General features: G+C 36.3%; 24 protein-coding genes. 7 read left to right on the top strand and 17 right to left on the bottom strand.

The window, feature by feature from the left end; translation table 11 throughout:
• The first annotated feature begins 447 nt into the window (after nucleotides 1-447).
• The 3 genes from CG11_RS18825 (at nucleotide 448) to CG11_RS18815 (ending at nucleotide 4,278) form a co-directional block, all read left to right on the top strand.
• Entirely contained in the window at nucleotides 448-1,440 is a 993-nt protein-coding gene (locus CG11_RS18825) for a DUF2804 family protein (protein ID WP_052598388.1), read from the top strand.
• A 136-nt stretch (nucleotides 1,441-1,576) separates the two neighbouring features.
• Entirely contained in the window at nucleotides 1,577-2,776 is a 1,200-nt protein-coding gene (gene mnmA, locus CG11_RS18820; RefSeq protein WP_052598387.1) for a tRNA 2-thiouridine(34) synthase MnmA, read from the top strand.
• Nucleotides 2,777-2,886: 110 nt separating this feature from the next.
• Nucleotides 2,887-4,278, top strand: a complete 1,392-nt coding sequence (locus CG11_RS18815) for a hypothetical protein (protein WP_052598386.1) — start codon at nucleotides 2,887-2,889, stop codon at nucleotides 4,276-4,278.
• Between the two features lie 23 nt (nucleotides 4,279-4,301).
• Here CG11_RS18815 and CG11_RS29750 read toward each other — a convergent pair whose 3' ends face one another.
• The 11 genes from CG11_RS29750 to CG11_RS18760 all read right to left on the bottom strand — a co-directional run bounded on the left by CG11_RS29750 (nucleotide 4,302) and on the right by CG11_RS18760 (nucleotide 17,020).
• Nucleotides 4,302-4,694, bottom strand: a complete 393-nt coding sequence (locus tag CG11_RS29750; RefSeq protein WP_052598385.1) for an alpha/beta fold hydrolase — start codon at nucleotides 4,692-4,694, stop codon at nucleotides 4,302-4,304.
• 9 nt (nucleotides 4,695-4,703) lie between these two features.
• The gene (locus CG11_RS29745) at nucleotides 4,704-4,946 is read right to left on the bottom strand and encodes an alpha/beta hydrolase (RefSeq protein WP_052598384.1); all 243 of its coding nucleotides are present in this window, start codon (nucleotides 4,944-4,946) and stop codon (nucleotides 4,704-4,706) included.
• A gap of 413 nt (nucleotides 4,947-5,359) precedes the next feature.
• Nucleotides 5,360-6,313 (bottom strand): hypothetical protein, encoded by a 954-nt coding sequence (locus tag CG11_RS18800; RefSeq protein ID WP_156039831.1) that lies wholly within the window; start codon nucleotides 6,311-6,313, stop codon nucleotides 5,360-5,362.
• A 151-nt stretch (nucleotides 6,314-6,464) separates the two neighbouring features.
• Entirely contained in the window at nucleotides 6,465-8,054 is a 1,590-nt protein-coding gene (gene bshC / locus CG11_RS18795; protein WP_052598382.1) for a bacillithiol biosynthesis cysteine-adding enzyme BshC, read from the bottom strand.
• Nucleotides 8,055-8,217: 163 nt separating this feature from the next.
• Nucleotides 8,218-8,772, bottom strand: a complete 555-nt coding sequence (locus CG11_RS18790; RefSeq protein WP_052598381.1) for a DUF1415 domain-containing protein — start codon at nucleotides 8,770-8,772, stop codon at nucleotides 8,218-8,220.
• 33 nt (nucleotides 8,773-8,805) lie between these two features.
• Nucleotides 8,806-9,249 carry a hypothetical protein gene (locus CG11_RS18785; protein ID WP_052598380.1) on the bottom strand — a complete coding sequence of 148 codons (444 nt, stop codon included), beginning with the start codon at nucleotides 9,247-9,249 and terminating at the stop codon, nucleotides 8,806-8,808.
• A 12-nt stretch (nucleotides 9,250-9,261) separates the two neighbouring features.
• Entirely contained in the window at nucleotides 9,262-10,197 is a 936-nt protein-coding gene (locus tag CG11_RS18780) for an alpha/beta fold hydrolase (RefSeq protein WP_052598379.1), read from the bottom strand.
• A 10-nt stretch (nucleotides 10,198-10,207) separates the two neighbouring features.
• A complete protein-coding gene (locus CG11_RS18775) occupies nucleotides 10,208-13,579 on the bottom strand; it encodes a VCBS repeat-containing protein (RefSeq protein WP_052598378.1) in 3,372 nt (1,123 codons plus the stop codon).
• Between the two features lie 208 nt (nucleotides 13,580-13,787).
• On the bottom strand, nucleotides 13,788-14,207 hold the full coding sequence (locus tag CG11_RS18770; RefSeq protein WP_052598377.1) for a nucleoside-diphosphate kinase: 420 nt from the start codon (nucleotides 14,205-14,207) through the stop codon (nucleotides 13,788-13,790).
• Nucleotides 14,208-14,430: 223 nt separating this feature from the next.
• Entirely contained in the window at nucleotides 14,431-15,684 is a 1,254-nt protein-coding gene (locus CG11_RS18765) for a lipopolysaccharide assembly protein LapB (RefSeq protein ID WP_052598376.1), read from the bottom strand.
• Between the two features lies 1 nt (nucleotide 15,685).
• Complete coding sequence (locus CG11_RS18760) at nucleotides 15,686-17,020, bottom strand: ATP-binding protein (RefSeq protein WP_052598375.1); 1,335 nt, start codon at nucleotides 17,018-17,020, stop codon at nucleotides 15,686-15,688.
• Between the two features lie 503 nt (nucleotides 17,021-17,523).
• Here CG11_RS18760 and mqnB point away from each other — a divergent pair.
• Nucleotides 17,524-18,198 carry a futalosine hydrolase gene (gene mqnB, locus CG11_RS18755; protein WP_052598374.1) on the top strand — a complete coding sequence of 225 codons (675 nt, stop codon included), beginning with the start codon at nucleotides 17,524-17,526 and terminating at the stop codon, nucleotides 18,196-18,198.
• Nucleotides 18,199-18,274: 76 nt separating this feature from the next.
• Here mqnB and CG11_RS18750 read toward each other — a convergent pair whose 3' ends face one another.
• Nucleotides 18,275-18,961 (bottom strand): carboxypeptidase-like regulatory domain-containing protein, encoded by a 687-nt coding sequence (locus CG11_RS18750; protein WP_231512813.1) that lies wholly within the window; start codon nucleotides 18,959-18,961, stop codon nucleotides 18,275-18,277.
• 190 nt (nucleotides 18,962-19,151) lie between these two features.
• Entirely contained in the window at nucleotides 19,152-20,492 is a 1,341-nt protein-coding gene (gene rseP / locus CG11_RS18745) for an RIP metalloprotease RseP (RefSeq protein WP_052598373.1), read from the bottom strand.
• Between the two features lie 278 nt (nucleotides 20,493-20,770).
• Between rseP and CG11_RS18740 the strand changes: the two genes are divergently transcribed.
• The 3 genes from CG11_RS18740 (at nucleotide 20,771) to CG11_RS18730 (ending at nucleotide 23,570) form a co-directional block, all read left to right on the top strand.
• The gene (locus CG11_RS18740) at nucleotides 20,771-22,105 is read left to right on the top strand and encodes a hypothetical protein (RefSeq protein WP_052598372.1); all 1,335 of its coding nucleotides are present in this window, start codon (nucleotides 20,771-20,773) and stop codon (nucleotides 22,103-22,105) included.
• Between the two features lie 183 nt (nucleotides 22,106-22,288).
• Nucleotides 22,289-22,885, top strand: coding sequence for a transferase hexapeptide repeat family protein (locus tag CG11_RS18735; RefSeq protein WP_052598371.1), 597 nt, complete (start codon nucleotides 22,289-22,291; stop codon nucleotides 22,883-22,885).
• A 268-nt stretch (nucleotides 22,886-23,153) separates the two neighbouring features.
• A complete protein-coding gene (locus CG11_RS18730) occupies nucleotides 23,154-23,570 on the top strand; it encodes a two-component system response regulator (RefSeq protein WP_052598370.1) in 417 nt (138 codons plus the stop codon).
• Between the two features lie 9 nt (nucleotides 23,571-23,579).
• On the opposite strand, the gene CG11_RS18725 is transcribed toward CG11_RS18730, so the two are convergent.
• The 4 genes from CG11_RS18725 to CG11_RS18710 all read right to left on the bottom strand — a co-directional run bounded on the left by CG11_RS18725 (nucleotide 23,580) and on the right by CG11_RS18710 (nucleotide 26,947).
• Nucleotides 23,580-23,990: a cytochrome c gene (locus CG11_RS18725; RefSeq protein WP_052598369.1), complete on the bottom strand. Its 411-nt coding sequence runs from the start codon at nucleotides 23,988-23,990 to the stop codon at nucleotides 23,580-23,582.
• A gap of 1 nt (nucleotide 23,991) precedes the next feature.
• Nucleotides 23,992-24,474 carry a cytochrome c gene (locus CG11_RS18720; RefSeq protein ID WP_052598368.1) on the bottom strand — a complete coding sequence of 161 codons (483 nt, stop codon included), beginning with the start codon at nucleotides 24,472-24,474 and terminating at the stop codon, nucleotides 23,992-23,994.
• 215 nt (nucleotides 24,475-24,689) lie between these two features.
• On the bottom strand, nucleotides 24,690-25,433 hold the full coding sequence (locus CG11_RS18715) for a hypothetical protein (protein WP_052598367.1): 744 nt from the start codon (nucleotides 25,431-25,433) through the stop codon (nucleotides 24,690-24,692).
• Between the two features lie 92 nt (nucleotides 25,434-25,525).
• On the bottom strand, nucleotides 25,526-26,947 hold the full coding sequence (locus CG11_RS18710) for a hypothetical protein (RefSeq protein WP_052598366.1): 1,422 nt from the start codon (nucleotides 26,945-26,947) through the stop codon (nucleotides 25,526-25,528).

Genomic DNA, 26,947 nt, shown 5'->3' with positions numbered 1-26,947 from the left:
TCTTACCACAATTGTAGTTTGTTTATCCTCCAGTTTGATTTATACCAATACTTATATAGATTCTTAGTACAGAAAAACGAAAGAAATTGTACTTTTGTTTAAAAATAGAACCAACTTAACAAATGCGCAATTATTATGCCTTTTGAATATCGTTTCATAATTCATCAATTAGTAGTTTGTACTTTCGTTCACTAGGTTCCTTCGCTCGCAAGCTTGGTTCGGTGCTAATACGGAATTGGATAACCCTGTGTTTTTAGTAAACTACAACGAGCAAGTGTAATAATAATTGACTAATAATAAATAGTAGTTAGCTACGCTGCTACTTCGTGGTCGTTGATTATTCCCTGCGGTCATGAGGCCGCAAGCTTAGTTACCAAAAAGATAAAAAAGCACATTCATATTAAATTTTCAACAAACTATTCAATAAAACTTACAGCCTATTACAAAATGAATGTACATCAAAAAAAAATACTAGATAGTATACCTAGTTTACTTTCTGATCAAGATCTCCAAGATTATGGAGTGTATGACAATGTGGTTCCCAATACTTCTACTAACGTATGGGACGGCTCAAAAGGTTGGAGAAGCCCAAGAAGATGGCAACGAAAATCTTGGATTTTTTTAGGGGCTTATAGTCCTGATATCTTTGTAGGTTTCGCAATTGTCGATGCTGGTTTTATAGGCAAAGCTTTTTGCTATGTTTACTTTCCACAGACCAATACCTTTTTAGAGCACGGGATTGATCGCCCATTTGCTTTTGATGCTAATTTTGAGGCAAACTTGGATAGCTATTGGCAATTAGGGCAGTATGAAATTTTGACACAAAAGGGACAAATGCAATTCAATTTTAAGGGCAAAAAATTTCAAATTAGTGTACAATGTGTCAACAACGAGCACGGGCTAAGTTTTATTTGTCCTTCCTCTGGTGGCAATCGCCCTTTTCATTTTACTTATAAAAACTTGTTATTGCCAACCAATATTCAATTGAAACAAAATGGAGAAACAAAGTTTTTTAACGATTTGTACGGAGGCATTGATTTTTCTAAGGGCTACCCTCCCAAACATACCAACTGGAACTGGACATCCTTTCTAGGAAAACTAGAAGATGGAACGCCTATTGGTATAAATGTGGTGGATCAATTCAACCAAAATATGGAAAATATTGTTTGGTTGGGAACAGAGCGCATTTTGATTGGAAATGTTAGTTATCAATACAACAAACCATTGTCAAAATCCCTATGGAAAGTGCGTTCTTTGAACGGAGATTTGGAACTAAGTATGCAGCCAAATGGTTCTCGAAAAGAGAACATTAACATCAAACTATTAAAAAGTAAATTTACCCAAGTATTTGGTCAAATCAATGGAAAAATTCGCCATCAAGGTACTTGGAAAAAATTCACAGGTTATGGTGTTATGGAAGAACACGAAGCTATTTGGTAATTTTTGCTAGATTGTTTTCGTTCATGGACTGTTTAGCAATCGAAATAGAATGATTACTTAACAAGCAAGTTGCTGTACTAGTGGTTGAGTAATTATTACCCATAATAAAATATTAAAATAAAAATTTGATTACAAAATGAAACGTGTAGTAGTAGGACTTTCGGGTGGTGTAGATTCTAGTGTATCAGCCTATTTGCTAAAAGAGCAAGGGTATGAAGTAATTGGTTTGTTTATGCGAAACTGGCATGATGATTCGGTTATTTTAGATGCGGAATGTCCTTGGATTGAAGATAGCAATGATGCTTTAATTGTAGCGCAAGCTTTGGGAATTCCTTTTCAAACCATTGATTTGAGCGAGCAATACAAAGAACGAATTGTCGATTATATGTTTGCAGAATACCAAGCAGGACGCACGCCCAACCCTGATGTTTTGTGCAATAGAGAAATTAAATTTGATGTTTTTCTTAAAACTGCTTTAGAATTAGGGGCTGACTATGTTGCTACGGGACATTATTGCCAAAAGAAAAGTATTAAAAAGGATGGTCAAACACATTATCAACTAATTGCGGGGGCAGATAACAACAAAGATCAAAGTTACTTTTTGTGTCAACTCAACCAAGAACAGTTATCTAAGGCACTCTTCCCTATTGGTCATTTACAAAAACCAGATGTTCGTAAAATTGCGGCCGAACAAGGGTTGATTACTGCCGATAAAAAAGATTCTCAAGGTCTATGTTTTGTTGGTAAAATCAAATTACCAGAATTTTTACAACAACAACTAAAACCTAAACAAGGAGATATTGTAGAAATTCCCAAGGATGCTCCTGTTTTTCAAAATTATCAAGAACAACTAGATGCCATTGGTGAGAACAGAAATACCGCTGCTTTAAAAATTCTTAGCAAGACATTAAGTTATGCCCCACAAGATGGGAAAGTGCTTGGTCAGCACAATGGTGCCCACTACTTTACCATTGGACAGCGCAAAGGATTACAAGTTGGAGGAACCAAGGAACCTCTTTTTGTCATTGCAACAGATACTCAAAGCAATGTTATTTATACAGGTCAAGGGAAACATCCTGGTTTGTTTAGAAAAGGGCTTTTTATTGCTACTAATGAAGTACATTGGGTGCGTCCAGACTTAAAATTAACAGTTGGTGAACAACGAGACTTTATGTGTCGAATTCGTTACCGCCAACCTCTAACAGCTGCCACATTGTATTGTGAAGAGGATGGAATTTATATTATTTTTGAAACGCCTCAAAGAGGGGTTACTCCTGGGCAATTTGCAGCATGGTACGACGGCGAAGAATTGATTGGCTCGGGTGTTATTGGCTAAACTTATTCAAATTCTAATATTATTGATCGCAATCGTTCTTCTAGCACGTAGAAGGATTGCGATTTTTTTATATCTTTATATAGCTAATTCTCGACACTATACCTAAAGCTATGACTCTAACATTCAAAACACCACGTCTTCTTTTAGTGACCTTACTCCTTCATTTTTGCCTGTTTGCTATAGGTCAAACAACAAAAATTGATAGTATTCTAGCATCTACAGAAATAGAAAGTTCTCTCTACGAACCTAAAATCAACAGTGGACAACTACTCTTATTAAAAATGGCTTATGGTAGTATTCAAATTCAAAATAAACAAGATTTAAAGCAGTTAGAAGGTGCCCATATTGTTAGTATTGATTTACTATATTCTAATCATCCTAAATCTGGAGATTTCTCGCAACTTATAAAAAAGCGACTGCAAAGCCTTCAGCAATTAAGTCCTGAGCTTTTTCAAAATTATAACATCCACTGGAGATTGGTTCGTCAAACCAATTGTTCTGACCAGTCTAGTGCACAGAAATTATTTCATGGGTTTGTAATCACTTATCGCCCTCTTCAAAAAGAGGAACATATCGAAAAAGAAATTGAATATTTGAAAACAATTCTTTCGGATCAAGAAAACAAACTAACAACGGCTTCTTCTGACTTGGCATTAGAGTCCGACGATCCACCTACCCCTCTTTACGACACTATGGTTGGCAGCAATGGTGAACTGTTGTTTCGATTGGGTTCAGGCAAAAAAGATAGCGTTCAATATGATAAAGATATGGAGCAAAAAAAAGCGCAGCAATTAAAAAAATCTTCCCACAGTTGGGATGACAAACCTGATGAACCGACTCCATCTGAGCTCTACAATTCTTTTGTAACACCCAAACGGGATGTTACTATTTTAAATGTCCTTAAACGGAACGATTGGAAGAAGATGTTGATTGTTGCTGATGTAACAGGCAGTATGTCTCCTTATACAGGACAATTGTTAATGTGGTTGCGTTTTAATACTATAGATGACAAGGTCAAACATTTCGTTTTTTTTAATGATGGTAACCGAAAAAATTCTTTTGAAAAGGAAATTGGCAAAACAGGAGGCATTTATAACATTCCTTCTTCTGAATACCAAGCTGTAGAAAACCTTGTTTATGAAAGTATGCGCAATGGAAATGGTGGCGACCGTCCAGAAAATGACCTAGAGGCTTTGATTGAGGCTGTCAAATTATGCCCAGATTGCGAAAATATTGTTTTGATTGCTGATAATTGGTCTTCTATTAAGGACTTTCGTTTGCTAAAAAAATTTAAAAAGCCTGTTAAGGTTATTTTGTGTGGTACTGATGTTGAGCTTAATACACAATACCTCGATTTAGCAAGAGCTACTGGTGGTTCTGTCCATACTATGGAAGATGATTTGGTTCATTTGATGGATATGAAAGAAGGGGAAGTTATTAAGTTTGGCAACGATGAGTATATTATTGAGCATGGTAAATTTGTTCAATTACGTAAAATTTAAGTGCTTCTTAAACAACCTATTTCTCAGTGTAATATATCATTCAAAATTTGAGCTACTTGATCGGCTTGCTCCAAGATCATAAAGTGTCCCCCTCCTTTGACCAAAATAAGACTTGGCGTTTTCACCAAAGGCAAAATTTTGTCGTTTGTACCATGTATTTGAATCAAATCTAAGGGCACTTTTTCATTTTTCCAGTTTACAATTGCTTGAACAGCCCATCTAAAGAAATGTTCCTCCGTGTCCTGTAAAATATTGTTTAGCAAGACTTGGTATTGCTTGGTTTTTATACAAAAAAAATAATACGTCAAGGCATTGGTCTTTTGTAGAATAGAGAAAGGAATTTTGTCGGGTATCTTCCATTGACCTAACAATCGATAACGAAGTGGGATAGCCGATGCTGTTACAGCACTAGACAATACTATAATTTAGCTATTCTCAATCCAATGTCCCAGTTCTACCGCCAGCATACCACCAAAGGAAAGCCCCAAAATTGTTACGGAAGTACTTGTATCAATTTGAGGCAATAACTTTTTAGCATAGCTTCCCATTGTATCATCAATGGAAGGGCTTAGCCAAGCTATGTGTACAAGTTCTATTTCGGGTAGCTTTAATGCTGCAAAAACCCGTTTATCAGCTCCCAAACCACTAATACAATAAACCTTTTTCATCAAAATACCATTTTAGCATATTTTACAGAAAACCACTGTCGTATTAAAAAATACCCGATTATTTTTTAGGTAAAAAAACAATCGGGTATTAACTTTTAGTAGTTCGTTGATTAGTTCGCTACGCTCATGAGATCGCTATCGCTTAGTTGTTTACTTTTTTACCAAAAAAGACAAAAAAGCACATTTATATTGGTCTAATAATCAAAATTTTAGCATAAAACGTAATAAATCTACAACTTGTTAATTATCAACTGCGCAGCACTCACGAAGTAAACTAATAAAGTTTACTTCGTGAGCGCTGCGCTTTTAGTTAGCTTTGTTACTCCCTACGGTCGTGAGCTCGCATAGCTCGGTTCGCTGCTACTGCGTGGTTTCAACGAACTATTGAACTTTAAAATTAATGACGAAACAAACTACTTGCTCTTTTTAGCTCGATCTCCGTTCACAGTCCAACCACTACGTCTAGTATCTTCAAATAAACGCAATAAATTAGCTCCATGTGAGGGATCATTATTCCATCGATCTTTTTCTTGAATCGTTGTTCGTACCACATCAAACAAAGCTTGCTGCAAGTGATCAACTACCTCTGGGTCAATGTGTGCAGAACGCTTCCCACTAACAGGGTCGTGCAACCTCCAATTATAATACGACACATTACTAGCCAAACGTCTCAATTCATCCTCCTTTTTCATATTCATTTTGGACTCTCCCTTCCAAGCCAACTCAGTTGGGTTTTCCATACAGTTGCTAAGTGCTTGAGCAGCATCGGCAATAATAGCCCCTTGTTCTGCTTGTGCTCCAAAAGGACGTTCATAATTTTTGCTGACATACGTCAACATAGCACGATACACCCGTGTAATTTGAATGTTGTCAGGATTCGTCCAAGGTGCTTCCTTTTTCTTATCCTCCAAATATTCCTTCCAAATAAAAAAGATAGTCTCTGCATCTTCTGTAGACTGAGCACCAATTTTTTCCAAACTAGATATAGCGCTAGAAAACTTATTGGACTTGATGGATTTTTCAATTTTCTTCAAATCATTAGCATAATCTGTTTTTAATGCCTCACACAGTTCTGTCGCATAAGTTCCCATTTCTGCCACGATTGCTTTATAATCATCTTTCGTAAATGCCTCGGGATCTTCCCTTTTGGTAGGTGTTGTATTCAACGCCATCAACCGTACGCCACCTAGCATTGCCGTAACCGTTTTTTCGTACTCTGCCTTTGCTTGGGACTCTGATCCTTTTTTGGGTGTTGCCAAAGGATAATGTCCATTGAATCGCAATTTTTGCGCCTGTACTTGCCCCCCTATAACCATTATTAAAATACTAAAAAAAATGCCACAATATTTGTTCGAGCCTATCATCATATTCCGTTCAGGATTATTATGTTTTTAAAATCAAGAAATTGATTGCTAATTGCTTATTAAGTAAAACAGGTTAGCTTTTAATTCTTAACTACTAAGAAAACTGTGCCATAAATAACGTTAATATTTTGAGCATTGCCAAAACAGGTGCTTATTAGTCTTCAATTACGACAAACTTTTTGTCCAATACGTCCAAATTTGCCTTTAAAGTATCTAAAAAAGTACGACCATATCGACTGTAAAAAGCCAAAAAGTTATCGTATCGTTCTTGTAAACCATTCTTAGGGAACAAATTATCTTTTAATTTTTGAATGCGCTGCATACTCGTTTCATTCTTTTTCTTTTCTGCACGAATCAAACGCTGCTCCAAATTTTCGACTGCCTTTTGCATCTGAACCTGCTGCCCCAAAACACCTGGTTCTAACGCAGGGTCTACCCGTTTTGCTTTGGTCAAAATACATTCAAAAACTTTATTCAAAGATTCCAACTCTTCTTGCAAGGATAATTCTTCCTCTGTATGGTCTAGTACATATTGCTTTAACAAATGGTGGGTATCCTCAAACAATTGCTCTACTTGGATATTTAGTTTTGACATGAGCTTTGTCATACCTTTCGGAATCCATAAGACAGAACAACGACGAATCAACATTGGGAAAGGCACTTGATAATGCTCAAACTGTGTCTTACGCTCTAACCAATAAGCAATTTCGCCCCCTCCTCCAATATAGGCTAAATTAGGCAATATAGATTCCTGAAACAACGGTCGCAAAACAACATTGGGGCTAAAGTTTTCAGGGTGCTCTTTTAATGTTTTTAATATTTCTGCCTCCGAAAAACGAATGTCCGTATCCAATACCTCGTAACTATCGCCTTGTTTGACAATTCGGCTACGTTTGTTGGGAGAAAGGTAAAATAAGTTGATTTCTCGGGCATAGGCTTGTTGTTGATAACCCGCTGCCTCCAAATCTTGAATGGTTTGTTCTATAATTGGTTTGGAAGGTTGGTGTAGTAGTTCATCTTTGAATAAGGGGATCATCTGACGTTTGAATCCTGCTGTATTGGCATTGACAATGACCAAACCATACGCCCCAAAAATCCAATTTAAGAAATGCTTTACCGCCTCGCTATATTGTGTTGCGTTGCCATAAAACGCTTCTAGCTTATTGGCTACTTCCTTTGCATATGCTCCGTCTCCTAAAATTTCTTTCGTCTGATCCAAAACTGTCCGCAAAGAATCAACCGAATATTTTCCTACTGGACCGCCTTGTTCGTCTTCCCAAATCAAACGATTTCCAAACAAATTCAAATGATTGACTTCTTCAAAATCATGGTCTTCTCCTCCTGTCCAAAAAATGGGTACAAATTGCTGTTTAGGATACTTTTTGGCAAGCTTCTCTGCTAAGTTAATCGTACTAATTATCTTATAAATACTATACAAGGGACCTGTAAATAAGTTGGGTTGGTGTGCGGTAACAACCGTATAACAATTGGCAGCTTTTAGCCTCTGTATATTCTGTAAAGTCGCTTCACTAGCTTCCACATCTTCATACTGCATCTCTAATTCCTTAACCAAAACATTGCGTTGTTCTGCTTCAAATTTCTTGTTCTTTATGACATCTTCAAATGCTTCCAAAGTAACATCGTACTTATAAAATGGTCGAAGATTTTTGTCCCCTAACGTATATGCTTTATCTGTATCCGAAAACTGAGGAATATTCTTAAAATCAAAGGTTGTAATGTTCATTGTTTGTTATAAATTTGTATAATAATCCTTAGCTGTAGTGCTACATTATTTTCATTTCACCTCCCCAACAAGAAGAAGGCAGTTTTGGTTGTCAAAAAATTGATTTTTGAAAATTTATCACTAGCGTTATACCTCTAGCCAATAACACTCCCCCTTGACAAGATTATAATTGGTAACAATCCAACAGCAACTGCTGCAATACTTTTGCTCCCATTTCTTCTGCTACTTGAATATTCCGTTCGGGAATTTCTTCTGGCGCTTCGTAATGCTCTAAGGCTCTTTCGATGCTTTCTTCTCGAATGATATGCAACGTTGGATAAGGAGAGCGGTTCGTATAATTAGAAGCATCGTCCAGTGTTGTCCCCCAAAATTGATATTGTGGATGAAAACTAGCCAGTTGATAAATCCCTTCATAATTCAACTGATTCAAAAAGGATTGTCCCATGTCTACTAAATCCAAGTAGGATTCAAAATCTTCAAATAATTTAGGATAAATTAGTAAGGTCGTCTCAGTAGTAACGTTCTTATCCAAGTAGTTCAACTCTCTCACCAATTCCTCTAAAACTTCTTCTAAACTGTCTTTATTCGAAACATGGTATCGGATACTATCCCTCAAGACCTCTCGCTTGGCAAAAGGACAAAAATTCAAACCTACAACCACCTTAGCAACCCAATTTTTGGTTTGCTGAACAATTTCTTCTTCTGTATAATTTGTCATATGATGCTATTTGCTTTAAAAACATACTTTTTTTTAGAATACCCCCATTTCATAAAGTTTGAATAAAATCCAAACCAACATGATTAGAAAAAAAATAGCGGCATTGATGAACAACCATTTTCCACGTTTCTCTTTTTCTGTATTCAACTGAAGGGATTCTTTTGCTTTGGCTTCTGATGCATCCAAATGCCGTTTACCCGCTCCCATATAGTAAGCATCTAAAATCACATCCACTGTTAATTTGTCCGCTTCTTTGATGTAAATTAGTGCGCTTGTTCGGTCTAATTCTGTAGATGCTAATGGTACAATAAAGGTATTGTTGGTAGAACCCATTATTTTTTGAAGTTTAAATTCCACCCCTCCCTCTTCCAGTAAAGCAATTACATCTGCAATTTCATCCTTGCTTAAATTAACATAAGGTACAAAACCTTTGAGTTTTTCTTTTTCAGAACTTCTATAATCATCTAGTATATCCATGGTTTATAAACATTAGCTAAGTGGCTGCATTGTTGATTTATTAATCTGCAATTTTATATACTCTATTGCTGGTTGATACGTCTCAATGCCATGCCCTACATTGGGAAACACCTTAATAGACTGAATATTTTTTAGATAACGTTGAGCATTTGCCATCGATTTTTCATAAGGCAATAGATAGTCATTGGCACCAAACAAAAGATGCACAGGCGTATCAACAATCCGCAACTCTGCTCCCATTGGATATGGTTTTTGGGTTTTATCTTGATAAAATTGAATCACATAATGCATATAATCCATAATTAAATCTTTCGAGTTTGAAGACAAACAATGATGGTCACCGCAAAAAACAATTTGCTCAAAAAATAGGTCCATATTTTTTTTGCTAGGAAACAAAATTGGTAGCAAGTTATAATATAGATTTTTAAAACCTAACGATATCATTCTAAAACAGCCCGCATTTAATAAAAAAGCTGCCTTTATCTTCTCAGGATTGGTTATCGCCAATTTCATACATACCAAACCTCCAAACGAAGCTCCAGCAATATAGGTGCGCTCTATACCAAGTTGTTCTAGTACTTTATTTGCCCAAATTCCATAGCCATTTCCTTTAATATCTGGTGTATGTCCAGCACTCAGATTAGGTTGCCCGTTGGTTTCTATCAGATAAATTTTTAAAGCTTCACGTTTTAATAAGTCTAAACCATTGTCAAAGTCCCAAAAGAGCGCACTGGTTCTAAATCCAGGAAAAATCACGATACTTTCTGTATAATTCTCATCCAAATTAAGGCCATAAACCTGCGTTTGCCCTAACTCTGTTTCTACAGAAATTTTAGCATAAGGACGACCATTCGATGCTTCCATTTTCGCCACCCAACCTTCTATTCTCTCTTTTCCCTCTTTAGGATTTTTAAATGACGAAGTTCTTTTTCTAATTAAATCACTCATAATTTTTTATTTATGGTAATATATAAGCTTCTACTCCTTCTCCATACTTACTAATTAAAGCCGCTGTTTTTCCATTTGCTAAAGGAAGCAATTCAATAGCTCTTGCCTCTCCTTTGACTCGCCACCCAGATTCCTTGGCAGGTAAAGGATACAAAGCCTTATTTTTTGCCAACAAAACCGTTCCAATACCAGCATCGTAAGCAACCGTTTCCACTTCTGTATCTTTCCAATTTCCAACCCCTAACAAGTCACTCTGACCATCTTTATCCCAATCCCACAACACCATACTCCTCAACAAAGAAACTTGAGCAGCAGCAGGCAAATGTATGGTTTTCTTAAATTGTTGCTGCTCATTAATAAAAATAGTATGCTCAAACGTCCTAGCTTCGTACACCAAAGAACTATCAATGTTCGTTACGCCTAAAATATCTCCCACCTCTGCCTGTGCAAACTGCCCATAAGTAGGGTATTTCTTAGCAATAAAAGGCATTTGTTGCGAACTACATTCTCGTCCTCGAACAGGAAGTTCCTTGCCTTCTTTATTAAGACTTAAATAAATATCCTCTGTCCCATTTCGATCAAAATCTCTAAAATATACTTTCATGGGCTGATGGGTGGATGGATGAAATTTATTATTCGTTCCTAAATTGCCTGCAACAATATCTAAATCTCCATCTTGGTCATAATCATAAGCCATTAGAGATTGCCACCATCCCATTTTCAGAGGGTCTGCTATTTTTGCCGTTACATTCTGAAATCGACCATTGACTTGCTCATAAAAGGAAACAGAAAACCACTCTCCACAAACCACCAAATCCAAGGCACCATCTTCATTAAAATCAATACTTAATACATCTGTTACCAAACCAACATACTCTAGAGCATTTGCAATAGAACCAATTTGATCTTCAAAATTTCCCTTTCCATCATTCACTAAAAAGTAAGACTTAGGCGCTTTGGGATAACGACCTGGTTCATTCCGACCTCCTACAAACAAATCCAAATCTCCATCTTGATCGTAATCAAATGCTTCAATCGCTTGGGTACTAGACTCAATCGCTGGAAAATTATTTTGACGCACAAAATTTCCATTCTCATTCAAATACAAACGATCTTGTAACAACATTGGTTGATCTGCAATTTCACCACCACCACCACTAGCAACATACAAATCCAAATCCTTATCGCCGTCAGCATCAAAAAACAATGCGCCCAAATCTTCAAAGGATTTATCTTGGTTAAAAGCCTTTATGCTTTTGGGAGTAAACGTGGCATTAGTTTTTTGAACAAACAATTGACCTGCTTGATTTTGATTGCCACCCATATAAACATCTGCCAAGCCATCACCTGTAACATCACCAACCGCAATAGCACCTCCTAAGGTAGACATTTTGTGAGGGAGTAAAATTTCTTTCTCAAAGTCATTAAACCTACTTTTTTTATAGGTAAAATTAATTCCCAATTGCTTGGCTTGGTTGGTTAATTCTTCTGTTTTAATTAATGGCGCAACAGACTCCGTTGCATCTTCCCAATACACCTCCAAACGTTGATTGGCAGCAACTGCCTTCAGTGTTTGCTGTTTGCCATTTTGCCATTGAACCACTAGTCGATCTAGTGTTTGAACAGTTCCCAATCCAAAATGCAACAAAGGCTCTACAGAAGACTGAAAACCTCTTGTTAAGGTCAACTCTTGATAAAACACTTCTTCGCCTTTAAAACCAATTACTTTAGCATTTAGCAAAGCCGCAAAGTTGTTTTCCTTGCTTTTGAGAACGACTTGCAGATAAGCATTATTTTTTGTTTTGTTTTCGATGATAGAAGCAGGTGCATCTATGTTGTTGGTCACCAAATCTAAGTCACCATCTTGGTCCAAATCTGCATAAGCTGTTCCATTCGATAAATTAGCCGTAGACTGAATCCAAGTATTTCGCATGTCCTCAAATTGAAGTGCTCCAGTATTTCTGAGGTAATGATTTTTGGCTTTGTATGTTGGAATTTGTTGAATCCATTTCATACGTTCTGCCTCAGGAATAGGCTGCCCTCTTAACTCTATTTTTCGATTCCTTAACTTCATTCTAAAATCATTGTCCAAGGCATTTTGTTTATAACCATTGGTAATGATGAGATCCTTTAGACCATCATTGTCAAAATCTGCAAACAAAGGTGCCCAGCTCCATTCTGTTTTTGCGGTTCCCGCCATATTGGCAATCTCCGAAAATTGCCCATTGCCATTATTCAATTGCAATTCGTTGTACATATATTGTGGTACATAACCATATAACTCTGTCAGCTTTCTAAACGAAGCAGGTTGCATGGAAGCCATTGAAGTTTTTGCCATTACATGATCCTTGGCTGCCATATCAACCGCCACAATATCAGGCAAACCATCATTGTTAAAATCATTAATATCACAGCCCATTGAAAAATAGGCTACGTGTCCCATTTGTTCCTTAATTTTATCCGTAAATGTTCCGTCTTGATTATTAATCCACAGGACATTAGGTTGTGTATAATCGTTAGAAACATACAAATCTGTCCAACCATCATTATTAACATCTGCCGCTACAACTCCTAGACCATAGTCATATTTCAGCATCCCCAATTCAGCCGTTACATCTCGATACGTCCCATTTTCATTTTTATACAAATGCGATGAATTTTCTTCCAATAAGGCGGGATTTTCTTCTATTTTCTTACGGACTTTATCCACAGTAGTCGTTCGATTAAAATCTGCAAAATGATTGTTGACATACAAATCTAAATCTCCATCTTTGTCATAATCAAAAAAAGTAGCTCCTGTTGAATAAGCAGCATCGTTAACCCCATATTTTTGCCCTTCTTCTGAAAAAGTCAAATCTCCTTGATTAATAAAAAGCAAGTTTTCGGGTTTGGCATAATAATCTTTCATCCCTGACCGACAAATATAAATATCCAACCAACCATCATTGTTGACATCTGCCAAAGTTACTCCCGTATACCAAGACGGTTTGCCTTGTTTATCCTGTACATTGATCTCTGCTTTTGATGTAACATCTTCAAATTTCAAACCTCCTTTGTTAAGGTAAATTCTATTATCTACTTGATTTCCTGTCAATACTAAATCGGGCAACCCATCATTGTTTAGATCGCCCACAGCTACGCCACCTCCATTGAATAGATATTCCCAAGATAAAATATTAATGGTAGCAGTTTGTGTAATGGTATTCTGAAAATCAATCCCTGTTTGAGCAGCTGGCAATTCTTCAAAAAGGTACTCTATGGGTGTTGCTGCTGTTTCTTTCTTTTCTTTTAATAACGCATCAATATCAGGTTGTTCTTGATTACAAGCAGTAAAAAATAGGCTTCCTATAACCAATACATAACAATAGTAGTCGTATTTCATATATTTTACATTTATTAGCAATAATCGCACATTAGAAAATACAAACAAGGCAAGGGGATAACTTGATCGATACTAAAGATAAAATATATACGCATATTGTAAATTAATACTTCGTAGATTTTTTGCTTTGGTACAAAAAAAGGTGGTCTTGAAAAAATCAAGACCACCTCTCATAAAAATATATGTGTAACTCTTAGCGAGCTTCTATTTAGAATTGCTCAACACCACCAAAGTGGAAGTTACCTTCGATTTCAGCATTCTCATCAGAATCAGAACCGTGTACCGCATTCTCACCAATGCTCTTAGCATATTTTGCACGGATAGTTCCTTCAGCAGCTTCAGCAGGATTAGTAGCACCAATCAACGTACGGAAATCCTCAACAGCATTATCTTTTTCTAAAATAGCTGCTACGATAGGACCAGAAGTCATGAATTCTACCAACTCACCAAAGAAAGGTCTTTCCTTATGTACGGCATAAAATGCTTCTGCACCAGCTTTAGTCAACTGAGTCATTTTCATTGCAACGATTCTAAAACCAGCTTCATTAATTTGGTTCAAAATTCCACCAATGTGTCCTGCTTTTACAGCATCAGGTTTAATCATTGTTAGCGTTCTATTAGTAGCCATTTTCCTACGTTTATTTGTTAGTTTATAAATTTTATTTTTGTTTGCTTATTAAGCTTGCCGCAAATGTAGTAAAATAAGTGGAGTAATAACAAGGATTTTAAAAAAAATACTACAAAGTTCCGTACAAATCAATCCCCAAAACCAAGGGCATGACAAAGTAAACATAAATCGAAAAAAGCAATATAGACAAGAAGACATTAAACCTATCGCTGCTTTAATCATATCACCGATTTGAATTATTCATATTCCAGTAATTAGCAGCAAATTGATAGCCAAAGAAACCTAGAAAATAGATCGTCCATAAACTATTGGCACCAGACATTCCTAACAGCACACCAAGCAATGCTAATGAGCCAATCCCCCAAAAGGCAATGGCAGAGACTTTCGCATGCATTTCATACGTTGTGCCCTTAAAGTCAAAATACATATAACTCGGTATAACAATTGACAAAGCAAAAATAGCAATCAAAGAAGCCTCATCCCAACCTGTGAGCGCATAAGTAGCAATAGCAGTTAGCCCTACAGCAACACCAATACCAACAACATTTGCCCCACTAGATTCTTCAGGGGTTAATGCATACCGAGCCGTTTTATCTAATTTGATAAATAAATTGAATAAAGGATTCATCACCCATGTCATATAGAAAGCGATTGCCAATAAAACAACCACAGGAATCAAAAAGGGATAATGCGCCGATATTTGCCTTAAATAACGTGCGCCAAAATACAAGCCAATGATTATGAACCATTGAGAACCTTCCGTCTTGTTTGCCATCCAGAACATCCAACTCAAGAAAATTCGATACATAAAATTTTTCGCTTTCAAAGCCTCCAACAAACCTATTCTAGCATCATCTAAATTAGGATTAATGCGTAATGCTTGTGCAAAATGCTCTTTTGCTCCTTCGTGATCCCCTGCTTGAAGTTTTGACCAACCGATATTATTATGCGTATAAGGATTATTCGGCTCTGCCGATAAGGTATCTTCCATAGAAGCCTTCAACTCCTCCTTTCGACCCAACTGTGTAAGAGCTTTTACCCGAATATTCAAACAATCGACTTCACTCGGATCAATTGCCAAGCCTTCATCGGCATATCTAAGAGCTGCTTCCCAATCTTTTCGTATTAGATGAATACGCCCTAACAACCCTAGTAAATTAACATAGGTAGGCGCTATGTTTAGTCCTACCAAGGCAATTTCTTCTGCTTCTACCAATGCCTCTTCATCCGTTAGGTTCAATGCCAAAAGAAAATAAATCAATGGTTCTTCGGGATACGTACTTAACAATTGACGTGCAATATCAATCGCTTTGTCAGTTTTTCCCATCTTGGTATAACAAATGAGCATTAGCAACCAAGCATGCCCATTATCGGGATTTATTTCCATCGCTTTTTGCAGCTCTTGCAAAGCCATTTCATAACGATGGACATCTATCAAAGATTGAGCACGGTTTAAAAATTGTTCTTGATCAATCATTTTATTTTTTCAGGTTAAGATATTTCATAACATCATCATATAGACCACTCTGATTGGCATATAAGACGTGATTTTTAGCAGTAGCCAACCAATCTTTGGTAGAAGGTTGATGGCGTTTAATCGCGTTTAGCAAGTCTTTTTGGGTAATGGGAACAACTTTATTTTGCATTAGAGACTCTTCCAATTTACTTTCTACAGCAATATCAATAATAGCTTTTAGATCAGCTCCAGAGTAATCCTTAGTTTGCTTAACCAATTTAGAGATATTAATTCCTGCCTCCTTAGGGATTTGCTCCAGATACAAGTTTAGGATGGCTTCTCGTGCAGGTGCATCAGGTGGTTGCACAAAAATGATTCGATCAAAACGTCCTGGGCGACGAAAAGCAGCATCTAAATACCAAGGGCTATTTGTAGCTGCTAGAATTAATAAACCATCGTTGGAATAACGAATCCCGTCCAATTCATCCAGAAATTGATTGACAATAAAACGGCTAGAAGAATTTTGCATGTTAGAACGACTCGCTCCCAAGGCATCTACCTCATCAAAAAATAAGACACAAGGCTTGCTAGCTCTAGCTTTTTGAAAAATTTCATGCAAATTGCGCTCGCTGCTTCCTACCCACATATCCAAAATATCACTAATCCCAACATTGATAAAAGAAGCATTTATTTCACCAGCCGTCGCCCTTGCCAATAATGTCTTTCCACATCCTGGAGGTCCATACAACAAAACGCCTCCTCCTATTTTTTTACCATAAGCCTCATAGATTTGAGGATTTTTTAAAGGATGGATAATTTTTAAAGCAATCTCTTTCTTAATAGACTCTAATCCCCCCACCTGCTCAAAAGAAATAGCAGGTTTCTCTATATCGGCAAAAAAAGGTGTATCCTCTTCAGAAGATTCCGTTGTATTTCCCATCGCCATGCCACTATCCAAAATAGTATTTTTAAGTTGTGCTTCAAAGCCTGTATCTTTTAGTGCTAAATTAGCATCAATGGCTTTTTCATAGTACGCCTTTGCTTTGGGTAAGTCCTTATTTTCCAAAGCTAGTTGTGCCAATAAAAAGGTAAATGCAGGTGTGTCGCAACCTTGTTCTTCTAATTCCTCTGCAATAACTGCCGCAACTGACTTTTTATCTAATGCCCAATAGGTTTGAGCCAACCAAAGTTTTGCTTCTTGGTCTTCTCCCGTTAAGCGCAAAACGACTTTTAACTCCATTTCTGCTTCTGACCAATAGCTTTGATTCATCAATTCTTTAGCTAGCATTTTTCTTAAAATAGCGTTGTCAGGAGATAAAGCAACCGCTTCTCTTAAATTTTTAAGTGTGTTGTTCATAAGTTTTATTTAATTCTATATTTTTCTGCCGTTGTATAGTAGCTACTAAAACTATCCAATACAGCTATTGTCATGTTACCCAATGCCTTCGATTAAAGCATCATTCCTTTACGTCTTCGTACGATCTCTTATCTATTACAATCTTGAAGCAACTTATCGTAGAAAAACCAAAAATTTAATGGTCTACTATTGGGAAAAATAGTACTTTTATGTCGCTTTGCATAAACTTATTCTAATTATCATTCAAGGAATCGTCTTGATTATTATACTTCGCAGTCATTCACTTTGTTACTCCCTTCGGTCGTGAGCTCGCTATGCTTGGTTTGCTCATCAACAGCTAGTTCCTTTGCACTACTCGGCAAGCTTAGTTGGCGGTGGTATGCCCTTCAGTTGTGGATGCTTCGCTGTTGTTTATCAACCATTTAAAGCTTTAGACAACAAAAGTATATTTTATTAATAATCAGACAAATACGATTTTACCACAAAATAATGTATTCAACACAATGAAATTATTGGTCGCTAGTGCTACAGAATTTGAAATTATCCCTTTATTAGATTACTTAAAAAGTAATTTTAAAAACAAAGAAAACAGACGCTTCTTTTCCCAAAAGATAGACATTCATATTTTAGTGACAGGAGTTGGACCAATTCACACAAGTTTTGCATTAGCCACAGTATTGGCACAGCATAATTTTGATTTGGTTCTAAATTTAGGTATTGCTGGTGCTTTTAATAAGAACTTCAAGATTGGAGAAGTATTTCAAATTGTTAACGATCGTTTTGCCGATGTGGGAGTGGAAGAAGCCGATGGAAGTTTTACCGATTTATTCGAAATGCAATTGATGGACTGGAATGAGCCGCCTTATATTAATGGAAAACTATATGCCCCTAACACAGAACACAAGTTTTTGCCGCAGGCTACTGCCATAACCGTCAGCAAAGTACACGGCACCTTAGAAAGTATTAAAAAAATTCAAGGCAAATATACCGCTGATTTAGAATCTATGGAAGGGGCTGCTATCTTTTATGCTTGCCTACAACATCAAATTGATTGTTTGCAAGTTCGTAGTGTTTCCAATTATGTAGAGTCTCGCAACAAAGATAATTGGAACATTCCTTTGGCTATTGACAACTTGAATAAGGTTGCCGTAGAAATTATTGATTTATTTTCTGAGTAAAAAGCAAAAAGTCATCGCCCAATTTATAAAAGCGATGACTTTCCTGTTAATGTTAATACATACTAACTAAACCCTATTATCTTCCGTTCTCTCCCTCTAATATCTTAATCATTTGTTCTTCCTTAGCCGTTCGTTTTTTCTTTTTCCACTGGTTAAAGAATTTCCCCCATGCAATTGGATCAAAAATAGACTGTGGCGCTTGTTGACCTTGATAAGAATAGTCGCTTGATTGTTGGCGCAAGTATCGAATAGAACTTTCTCTACCATCGGCATCTGTTGCATTAGCGACTGCTAATAGTTGTTGTTTATCTAGATTATCCTTAGCGATAGCTTCTAATTGACCTGCACGGTTGGGTTGCATTGCCAAAAATTCTGCTGCCAAATTGTTGCGATCTGGCCAAGGAAAAACGGTAACTTCTTCCATATTTATCTCTGCTGGTTCTAATTCTACCGTCAAACTATGATACATACCGTTGATATCTTCAGGAATAACAATATCTCTAGCCTCAAAACCTACTGCTGAAAAAGATAATGTTTGCCCTTTCTTAACAACAATAGAGTACATTCCTTCGTAATTGGCATATGTTCCTCGTGTTGTCCCTTTTACCGCTACTGTTACAAAAGGAACATAAGCATATTGAGCAGCTTGCCCTTTGGTCACAATCAGACCATATACTTCAACAATATCAGATTCTTCTTGCGCCATTGTCGTCAAGGCAAAAAAACTAAGAACTAGTGCAAGGAAATATTTTGGTGTCATCATATTTATTAGATTATAACAATCATAAGTAATTGTTTACAATTAAGGATAACAGACATTATCATAAAATACACGTTTATAATAACCTCTATTATTGTTTGATTTTAACTTTAGAAACCGCTTTTACTGTACCTCATTAAACGTTAATTGGGTAGTTGAAGTTGGTTTTTTAACGCTTTAATAACAAATAAATTTACGAGGGAAAGAAAATCCCATAAATATCTAAGCCATTTGCAAATAATAACAAACCTAGCAGCAAGATAATTCCAACTACTTGTGCATATTCCAAAACCTTTTCGTTAACGGGTCGACGTGCTACGATTTCAAAAAGTAAAAAGAGTACATGCCCACCATCTAAAGCAGGAATTGGCAGTAAATTCATAAAGCCTAAAATTAGCGATAAAATGGCTGTCATTCTCCAAAAATATTCCCAATCCCAATAAGGAGGAAACATTTGACCGATGGAAATAAATCCTCCTAAGCTATCTTGTGCCTTAATTCTATTGGTAAACATCTGTCCAAATGCTTTGATTTGATTGGCCAAAAAGTCGTAACTTTTGACGACAGCGACAGGAAAAGACTCAAAGAAACCATAATGAATTGTATCTAAGGCAAAAAATCGAGGTGGTCCATAAGGAGCTATTCCAATTATTCCATTTTCTGTTGTATGAACAGTCTTGGTTTGAAGTTCTCCATTTCGATAAAAATCAACGGTTATATCTTTGTCTTTTTCTTCAGATGCTATTGCCAAAAAGTCGTTAAAAAAAGGTGTTGGTATGCCATTTAGTGCTACAATAGAATCTTCTCGTTCAAACCCTACTTTTTCTGCTGGCGATTTTCCTGCAATTTGTTTTGCCACAAAAGGCACCCTTGGTTCGAATAAGCGAATTTTTTTCTTGCTATATTTGGTCAATTTGACGACAGTACTATCAGGCACTGTTAATGTCATTTTTTCTCCATTTCGTTCTATTGTAAGTTCAAAAACTTGATCCAAAAGCATTTTGGCGGTCACAACTCCCGAATTAAATTTATCAAAAGGCTCCTCTCCGATTGCCAAAACTTTATCTCCATCTTGCAACCCCATTTCTTCTGCTAAACCAGAAACGGCAATTCCATAAACAGCATTTTCTGCTGGCAAGTACTTATCGCCATAAATCCACGATAGCATCGCAAACAAAAAGATCCCTAGCAAAAAATTAACCGTCACCCCTCCTATCATTACAATCAAGCGTTGCCAAGCTGGTTTGGAACGGAATTCCCAAGGTTGAGGTGGTTGAGCCATGGCCTCTCGATCCATGCTTTCGTCAATCATCCCTGAAATTTTCACATACCCCCCCAAAGGCAACCAACCAATTCCATACTCTGTTTCTCCTATTTTTTTCTTATACAAATGAAATCCTGCATCAAAAAACAAGAAAAATTTCTCCACACGCATACCAAATTTCTTGGCGGTCCAATAATGCCCAAATTCATGTAATGTTACTAAAATTGACAAGCTCAATAAGAGCTGCATTCCCATAATAAAATACCCCATTTTTCTTATATTCTTTTATTTTACCTGTTTGTTATACCAACAGCGGTTTTCTTTGTTTGGCTTGCGAAAATACAAAAAGAAATTGGCTCTTTTGTAGATTTTTTTTAACAATGTCGTGCTTCATGATTAAATCCTTGCTGTCCTATCTATAAATAACATAAAAATAACAGTATTTTAGATAGAAAGTTGAATATGTTCAACACGCTACAATTATTCAACCAAACAACTTCATCGAATATTCCTAAACGCCTATAGGATTCCTCACAATATCAAAACCAATGAAAATATTATTTTATTTTGCACTCATTTTAGTTCTTTGCAGTTGCCAGAATGCTGTAAACAAGGAAAACATGAAAGAGAATAGTGCTCCTAGCAACAATACCACACTTCATTCTAAAACAATTTCTGATTCCTCGTCTAACTCGACAACACCAACATTTAATACCCTACCTCCTTTAGCCCAATACATCAATGAACTTCCTTTTTTTAGTTACCACTTTCCTTTAGAAGCTCCAAAAACTCGTCTGCAACTCCGCGCAGATACCATACAGTTTTTAGAGGGCGTAGAAGATGGCGATTATTCTTATTATTATAACCTAAGAAAAGCATCTACTACCAACATTCAATTCGAAGGAGGCTGGTATGGCACATCAGGGGAACAAGACTGGGTATCGCATTATCAGTTATTAAATAGCAAAGATGGTCATCCTATCGTCTTGTTGGCCGTGCAGTCTCAAGAAAGTTATGGTGGGTATCAAGAGGAGATAGAATTCCATTATAATGATTTAAAAGAGTTAATAGCACAAGGCAATACTAGTATTCCTAATGACGAGGATGCTTTGAGTCGAATTGCTCAAGATATGGCCAATGTAGGAAGATCTATTCGTACATTAAACGGCACATATCAAAAGCATGATATTAGATTTTGGGTATGGGAAAAGAAAAAAGGAACATGGCATAATATTTCTTCGCAAGTATTTTCGTCTCAAATGTATGCCCGCTTAGAAGCAGCGCTTCCTTTTTGGGCTCAAAATAAAGTCCTCCAACCAAAACATTCTGGTTTCTTTTTGATTGAAAAAACTTATTCCAAAGAAGGACTGACACAAAACCAAGACCATTGGAAACATTGGCTTGGTATCGAACAATTAGACCAAGTAAATTTCAATCTTAATATCCATGCCTCATCTATTGTTCTTGAATTTTCACCTAACAAACATATTCGCTGGGATTGGAATGGAGCACAATATACACTCAACAACCTTCCTACTCCTATTCCTTGGAAAGATGAACCTTGTACAAAAATAGATTATTCTAGCTCTAAAAAATATATATTTGCAGGAAAAATTGGGGAAACGCCAATTCAGATGGAAGCCTCTTTTAATTATGGGAAATTGCAAGGTTTCTATTGGTATCCCAATAGACCTCATCGTAAATTGCCCATCGAAGGGAATTTCGAGGCATCTATAGAAGCTACGCTCAATTTTTATCGAATCAAAAATAATGAACAAAGAGAACGATTCAATGGTTACTTTGCTAATTGCCAACTCAAAGGTTGGTGGCAACATCAAGAAACTATGGAAATAATGCCATTTAGTCTAGAATTGGTCGACTAAAACGCCTAGCGGGTAATGTACTTGTTGCCTTCTTAGCTATTACTAAATATATTCAAAACAATAATTTGCTACCTCAAAATAATATCTTGGACAAATAAGTCTTTTGTATAAGAAATTAATAGTTAGCAGCGCAGCTAACTATTGAGAAATAGATTATTGTTAAAAATACACAAAACGAAAAAAATGTTTTACGAATTTAATGGTTACAAACCTGTTGTGCACGAAACAGCTTTTGTACACCCACAAGCAAATGTTACAGGAAATGTTATTATTGGTGCCAAGGTATACATTGGTCCTGGAGCTGTCTTAAGAGGAGATTGGGGGCAAATTATCGTTGAGGATGGTTGTAATGTGCAAGAGAACTGCGTGGTGCATATTTTTCCTGGCAAAACCGTTTATTTAAAAGAAGGAGCGCATATTGGTCATGGAGCCATTATCCATGGGGCTACTGTAGGTAAAAATGCACTGGTCGGAATGAACGCTGTTTTGATGGATGATGTTGAGGTAGGTGATAATTGCCTAATCGGTGCGCTGTGTTTTGTACCTGCCAACACCAAGATTCCTAATCAAAAACTAGTCGTGGGTAATCCTGCCAAAATTATCAAAGATTTGCCTGACGAAATGGTAGATTGGAAAACGGAGGGCACTGCACTCTATCAACAATTGCCTGCTGAATGTCAACAAACCCTCAAAGAGTGTGTGCCTTTGCGTACGGTTCCCAAAGATCTAAAAGTTCAAGATTATTCTAATTACAAAACATGGCATGAGCTAAAAAAATAGTGTTTTGGGCATTCCAAAAGAGTAATGATTAAAATATCCACACTAAAACAACTTCTTTTTTTGTTAAAATGGCTTGAAGGTTGTATTATAATTAACGCTTATATTGAAGTTATTTAATATAGTAGTTTGCTGCGCTCATGAACAGCCCCTTTGTGCTATTAGTACCAACCTATTCTTCAAGCTTAATTTTTCACTTTAGCTTACTGGGGTTTCGACGTGATTTAAGCGGACTAATGATCAAATATTTTCTTGATAAATACTGCAACCTATGTTAGACGAAATTATTCTTATTGACGATGATAAGATAGTTACAACTATCAATAAAAAAATTGTACAGAAATTATTGCCCAATGCTTCTATTAAGACATTTGAAAATGGAGAAGCGGGCTTAATTTATCTTATTACAGCACAAGATTCTAATCTAAAAACACTTGTCTTTTTAGATATAGATATGCCTATTATGGACGGTTTTCAGTTTCTTAACATTTATGAAAATGCTATGGCACATCAAGATCATTCCTTTGTAATTTGCTTGCTCACTAGCTCTATTGCCGAAGAGGATCAGAAAAAGGCTGCTAAGTTTCTCAGTGTTTTGGAATATGCCCAAAAACCATTGGACGAAGCCACTATTCAAGGTTTAATTGAACGAGCTGTTACGAAATTACGTCAACAAAAACCACATTAGAATAAAGCATTAGTTCGCTAATGCACCTTTTTCTTTCACAAAAGCTAATATTTCTTCTATTGCCGAGCTATCTAACTGCGGAAAAGCGGTCATTTCACTAGGCCACAACGCTGCTACTTTAGCGGCTCGTTCATGGTTGTTGTTAATTAACTCTTGAGGATTTTGAACAAACTGAATAAGCTCTCCTCGATTTGACCAACGACTTTCTACCCCATACAGAGCTGGACCTGTCATATCGTCTACCATATTTGTATTATGGCATGCTGCGCAATGTTCTAAAAATAGTTTTTTTCCTATTTTTGATTTAATAGCAACTGTTTTCTTTATTTCAGGAGTTGTTTGAGGTGGGTTTGTTTCAGAGCTACAACTCGTTAAACACAACCATATTCCTCCCAACATTCCAAGTACTTTTCGATTCATACTAAAAACCCGTTTTCATTTCTACAAACGCAAAGATATTTCGTATTTGTGTTGTATCCAAATTAGAAAAGGCTGTCATTATTGACGGAGACCATTTTTCCATTTCCAAAGCTCTAGGATGCTCTTGTTCTATCAGCACACTATAATCTTGTACCCATTGGTATAAATCTGCCCAATTTCCCCATCGATCAACCGCACCGTACAAAGCAGGTCCTATCATATCGCTAACCATATCTATATTGTGACAAGAAGCACATTTTTGCAAAAACAAGTCTTTGCCTTCTATAACATCGCCATCCACTTTGTTGGAGGTTCTTATTACTACAGTTTTTTCTTGTTCAACAACCAAGGCGCTTTCATCTTGAAACCCACTAGATAGACCTTCTTGTAATACTAGTCCGATTAAAATTATAAAGGCAATTCCAATTAGTGCTCCTAATTTACTAATTTTATCCATTTGCTTAAAAAGCTCTTTTCCTTCCATTGCTATTTTAGTTTAGGGTGACAAAATCATCGTGATTTAGAAATACTAAAATAAGCGATTGTAAAGAGAAATACCACTCAAAAGTCTATTACAGATTAACCTAGAATAATTATAAATTAAAGTTTAGAATGGTTATGAATTAGCATTGAAGTGGTGTATAGCTACTTCTAAAAAAGACTATTTAGAAATGATAAAAGTAGTTTTCTATGTCTAGTTCAACTGTTCTTTTTGTTTTTCCCTTTTTTCTGACGAGCTATCTTTCTAGCTTTTTTAAACGCAGCCCTTCGGGTAATATAAATATTGGAAGCACCCTCTTTTTTCATTTCATTACTTTTATAGTCTTGCTTTTTTTGTTCTATTTCAAGCACAGCTTTCAAATTTCTTTTATCAACTTCTAAGGTATTCGTAATTGTGTCTTGAGTAGCCAAACAAGCTTCCAACTTTACTTCAATATCGCTATATATCTTAGGATAATTAGCTTTTATAAAAGGAATAAGTTGTTCTTTAACTTCAAACAAATCATTATCCAATGCCTTAGATTCGTAAACATACTGCTCCAAACAAGCCTTTTGATCCTTAGTTTGTAAAATATTCATCGCATACTTGGTACCTTCTTTTAGTTTCTTTTGTTGAATATATTGAGGACCAACAGGTATTTTTGCAATGTTACTTCTCAAAGTAAACTCCAATTCGTTTTCTTTTAAACAAGTCAATAAATTGTCACTTTCCATTGGTGTAAATTGGAATGTAATTTTATGCTCATCATAATTCAGAACACTTTCTGCAGCACCTTTACTAACCTCTATCTTTGTTATTTCGGCTAATCCTGGCACAACTTCATAAACGCAACCTCGAACAGTTTTTGTTTGTGGGGCAATTGCACTAAGACCTGATTGAGCTCCCCCCCACATTGGTAAAATAAAAAAAATACTAGTTATTATAAAGGATACTTTTTTCATGTTGTTTAGCTTTAAAGATGAATATTTTTAGGATTACAATTCTTTATAACTAATAAGATGACTCTTGGCTGGATATTGGTGTACAACAAACACTATTTTTCGGAACGCTCATTATAAGTCTTTGTTTCTGCGCGAGCAGCCTCCGTCATCTCGTTCATGTAGACACCTAATAAATAATGGTCATAAGTTTGGTATAACTCAGGAGACAAAGGAGGTATTTTTCCAAATACAAGCCAATACGATTGACGAGTCATTCCAAAACTATGAATACACCCCTGTGTATATTGATAGGTTTGAAGCGCATTTAAAGCAACTCCTCCGAGTATTATAATAACAATTGGGATCAACCGCCATTTTTTTTGAAAAAACCACTGCAACAAAGCAGCTATCGCAAAAGAAAAAGGAACCATGGATTCAATCAAAGGGCGCATTCCAAAGCTTCCTCCATACCACCAACACCACCAACAAGAAATAATGTACCAATTCAACAAAGTATATAGCAAGGTTCCCCAAAATAACTTTTCTTGGTATCGATGCATAAAGAACATTCCTATTACTCCCAAACTCATTAAAGGAGTATACACCAACCAACCTTTTTTATATCCCAAAAGGATTTCAAAAAGCATGGGATCCAACCAGAAAAAAGTCCCTTGTTCGACTCCGTAGGAATTAACGAACCAATACCCTGTCATTGAATACCAATAATATAGTTGTGGGATAAAGGTAAGAGCAGTTAATAGCAAAGCTACAGTCAACCACTGCCAATTGGATTTTAACAACACCAATCTAGCCTTCAGACCTTTTAAAGTACCGACCTCCCATAGCAACAAAACCAGTATAAAAATACTGTTGGTTAATCGAACATTTGCCAATAGCCCAAACGCAATTCCCAAGAACAGCAATTGGTGTTTTTTTTGTTCGTTTAGCCATTTAACTGTCATATAAAGACAATAACTAAATAAAAAAAAAGAATAGTTATGCGACATGACAGGCTCATACAATGCATAATAAAAAAGATTTGTTCCTAAAGCAAGAATTAAGCATGTCGTTGCCACAATCTTGTCTTGATAATACCGCAACAAAACATTTCTCAATAATAAAAAAGCTAAAAAGAGGTAAAAAAATTGTGCTCCAAAAATCCAGCTTCTATAAGGAGTCGAAAAACCATCTACAGGCGTTCCCGATAGTTCAGCTTGCAGGCTTGCCATAACAAAAAATGGGCTCAATAGCATCGCTACGCCAACGCCATAACGATTAAGTGTTACCTTTCTCCCATCTTTGCTACTTTGCGGACTCAAGAACGAGTTCTTATCCATGGACAAATTATCCAAATACGAAAAGGTTAAATCTTGATAAAGAAATGAGGCAGGTAGGTAGTTATAATAGCCTGCTTGATCGTATAAAAATGGATTAGCATTTCGGGCTTTGTCTGTTGTTTTATGGACGACTAGATAAACGCAAAGACTAACGATAATAGTTATTAGAGAATATGGATACTGGCGGTACAAGGTCAT

It is taken from the genome of Aureispira sp. CCB-QB1 (assembly GCF_000724545.1).
Lineage (GTDB): Bacteria > Bacteroidota > Bacteroidia > Chitinophagales > Saprospiraceae > Aureispira.
The sequence above is the reverse complement of the archived record's forward strand: the minus strand, read 5'-3'. Positions and strand labels throughout refer to the sequence as shown.

Coding starts and splice junctions, on each gene's coding strand:
- CG11_RS18825 (WP_052598388.1), top strand. CDS start 448: ATGAATGTACATCAAAAAAAAATACTAGATAGTATACCTAGTTTACTT.
- mnmA (WP_052598387.1), top strand. CDS start 1,577: ATGAAACGTGTAGTAGTAGGACTTTCGGGTGGTGTAGATTCTAGTGTA.
- CG11_RS18815 (WP_052598386.1), top strand. CDS start 2,887: ATGACTCTAACATTCAAAACACCACGTCTTCTTTTAGTGACCTTACTC.
- CG11_RS29745 (WP_052598384.1), bottom strand. CDS start 4,946: ATGAAAAAGGTTTATTGTATTAGTGGTTTGGGAGCTGATAAACGGGTT.
- CG11_RS18800 (WP_156039831.1), bottom strand. CDS start 6,313: ATGATGATAGGCTCGAACAAATATTGTGGCATTTTTTTTAGTATTTTA.
- bshC (WP_052598382.1), bottom strand. CDS start 8,054: ATGAACATTACAACCTTTGATTTTAAGAATATTCCTCAGTTTTCGGAT.
- CG11_RS18790 (WP_052598381.1), bottom strand. CDS start 8,772: ATGACAAATTATACAGAAGAAGAAATTGTTCAGCAAACCAAAAATTGG.
- CG11_RS18785 (WP_052598380.1), bottom strand. CDS start 9,249: ATGGATATACTAGATGATTATAGAAGTTCTGAAAAAGAAAAACTCAAA.
- CG11_RS18780 (WP_052598379.1), bottom strand. CDS start 10,197: ATGAGTGATTTAATTAGAAAAAGAACTTCGTCATTTAAAAATCCTAAA.
- CG11_RS18775 (WP_052598378.1), bottom strand. CDS start 13,579: ATGAAATACGACTACTATTGTTATGTATTGGTTATAGGAAGCCTATTT.
- CG11_RS18770 (WP_052598377.1), bottom strand. CDS start 14,207: ATGGCTACTAATAGAACGCTAACAATGATTAAACCTGATGCTGTAAAA.
- CG11_RS18765 (WP_052598376.1), bottom strand. CDS start 15,684: ATGATTGATCAAGAACAATTTTTAAACCGTGCTCAATCTTTGATAGAT.
- CG11_RS18760 (WP_052598375.1), bottom strand. CDS start 17,020: ATGAACAACACACTTAAAAATTTAAGAGAAGCGGTTGCTTTATCTCCT.
- mqnB (WP_052598374.1), top strand. CDS start 17,524: ATGAAATTATTGGTCGCTAGTGCTACAGAATTTGAAATTATCCCTTTA.
- CG11_RS18750 (WP_231512813.1), bottom strand. CDS start 18,961: ATGATGACACCAAAATATTTCCTTGCACTAGTTCTTAGTTTTTTTGCC.
- rseP (WP_052598373.1), bottom strand. CDS start 20,492: ATGGGGTATTTTATTATGGGAATGCAGCTCTTATTGAGCTTGTCAATT.
- CG11_RS18740 (WP_052598372.1), top strand. CDS start 20,771: ATGAAAATATTATTTTATTTTGCACTCATTTTAGTTCTTTGCAGTTGC.
- CG11_RS18735 (WP_052598371.1), top strand. CDS start 22,289: ATGTTTTACGAATTTAATGGTTACAAACCTGTTGTGCACGAAACAGCT.
- CG11_RS18730 (WP_052598370.1), top strand. CDS start 23,154: ATGTTAGACGAAATTATTCTTATTGACGATGATAAGATAGTTACAACT.
- CG11_RS18725 (WP_052598369.1), bottom strand. CDS start 23,990: ATGAATCGAAAAGTACTTGGAATGTTGGGAGGAATATGGTTGTGTTTA.
- CG11_RS18720 (WP_052598368.1), bottom strand. CDS start 24,474: ATGGAAGGAAAAGAGCTTTTTAAGCAAATGGATAAAATTAGTAAATTA.
- CG11_RS18715 (WP_052598367.1), bottom strand. CDS start 25,433: ATGAAAAAAGTATCCTTTATAATAACTAGTATTTTTTTTATTTTACCA.
- CG11_RS18710 (WP_052598366.1), bottom strand. CDS start 26,947: ATGACCTTGTACCGCCAGTATCCATATTCTCTAATAACTATTATCGTT.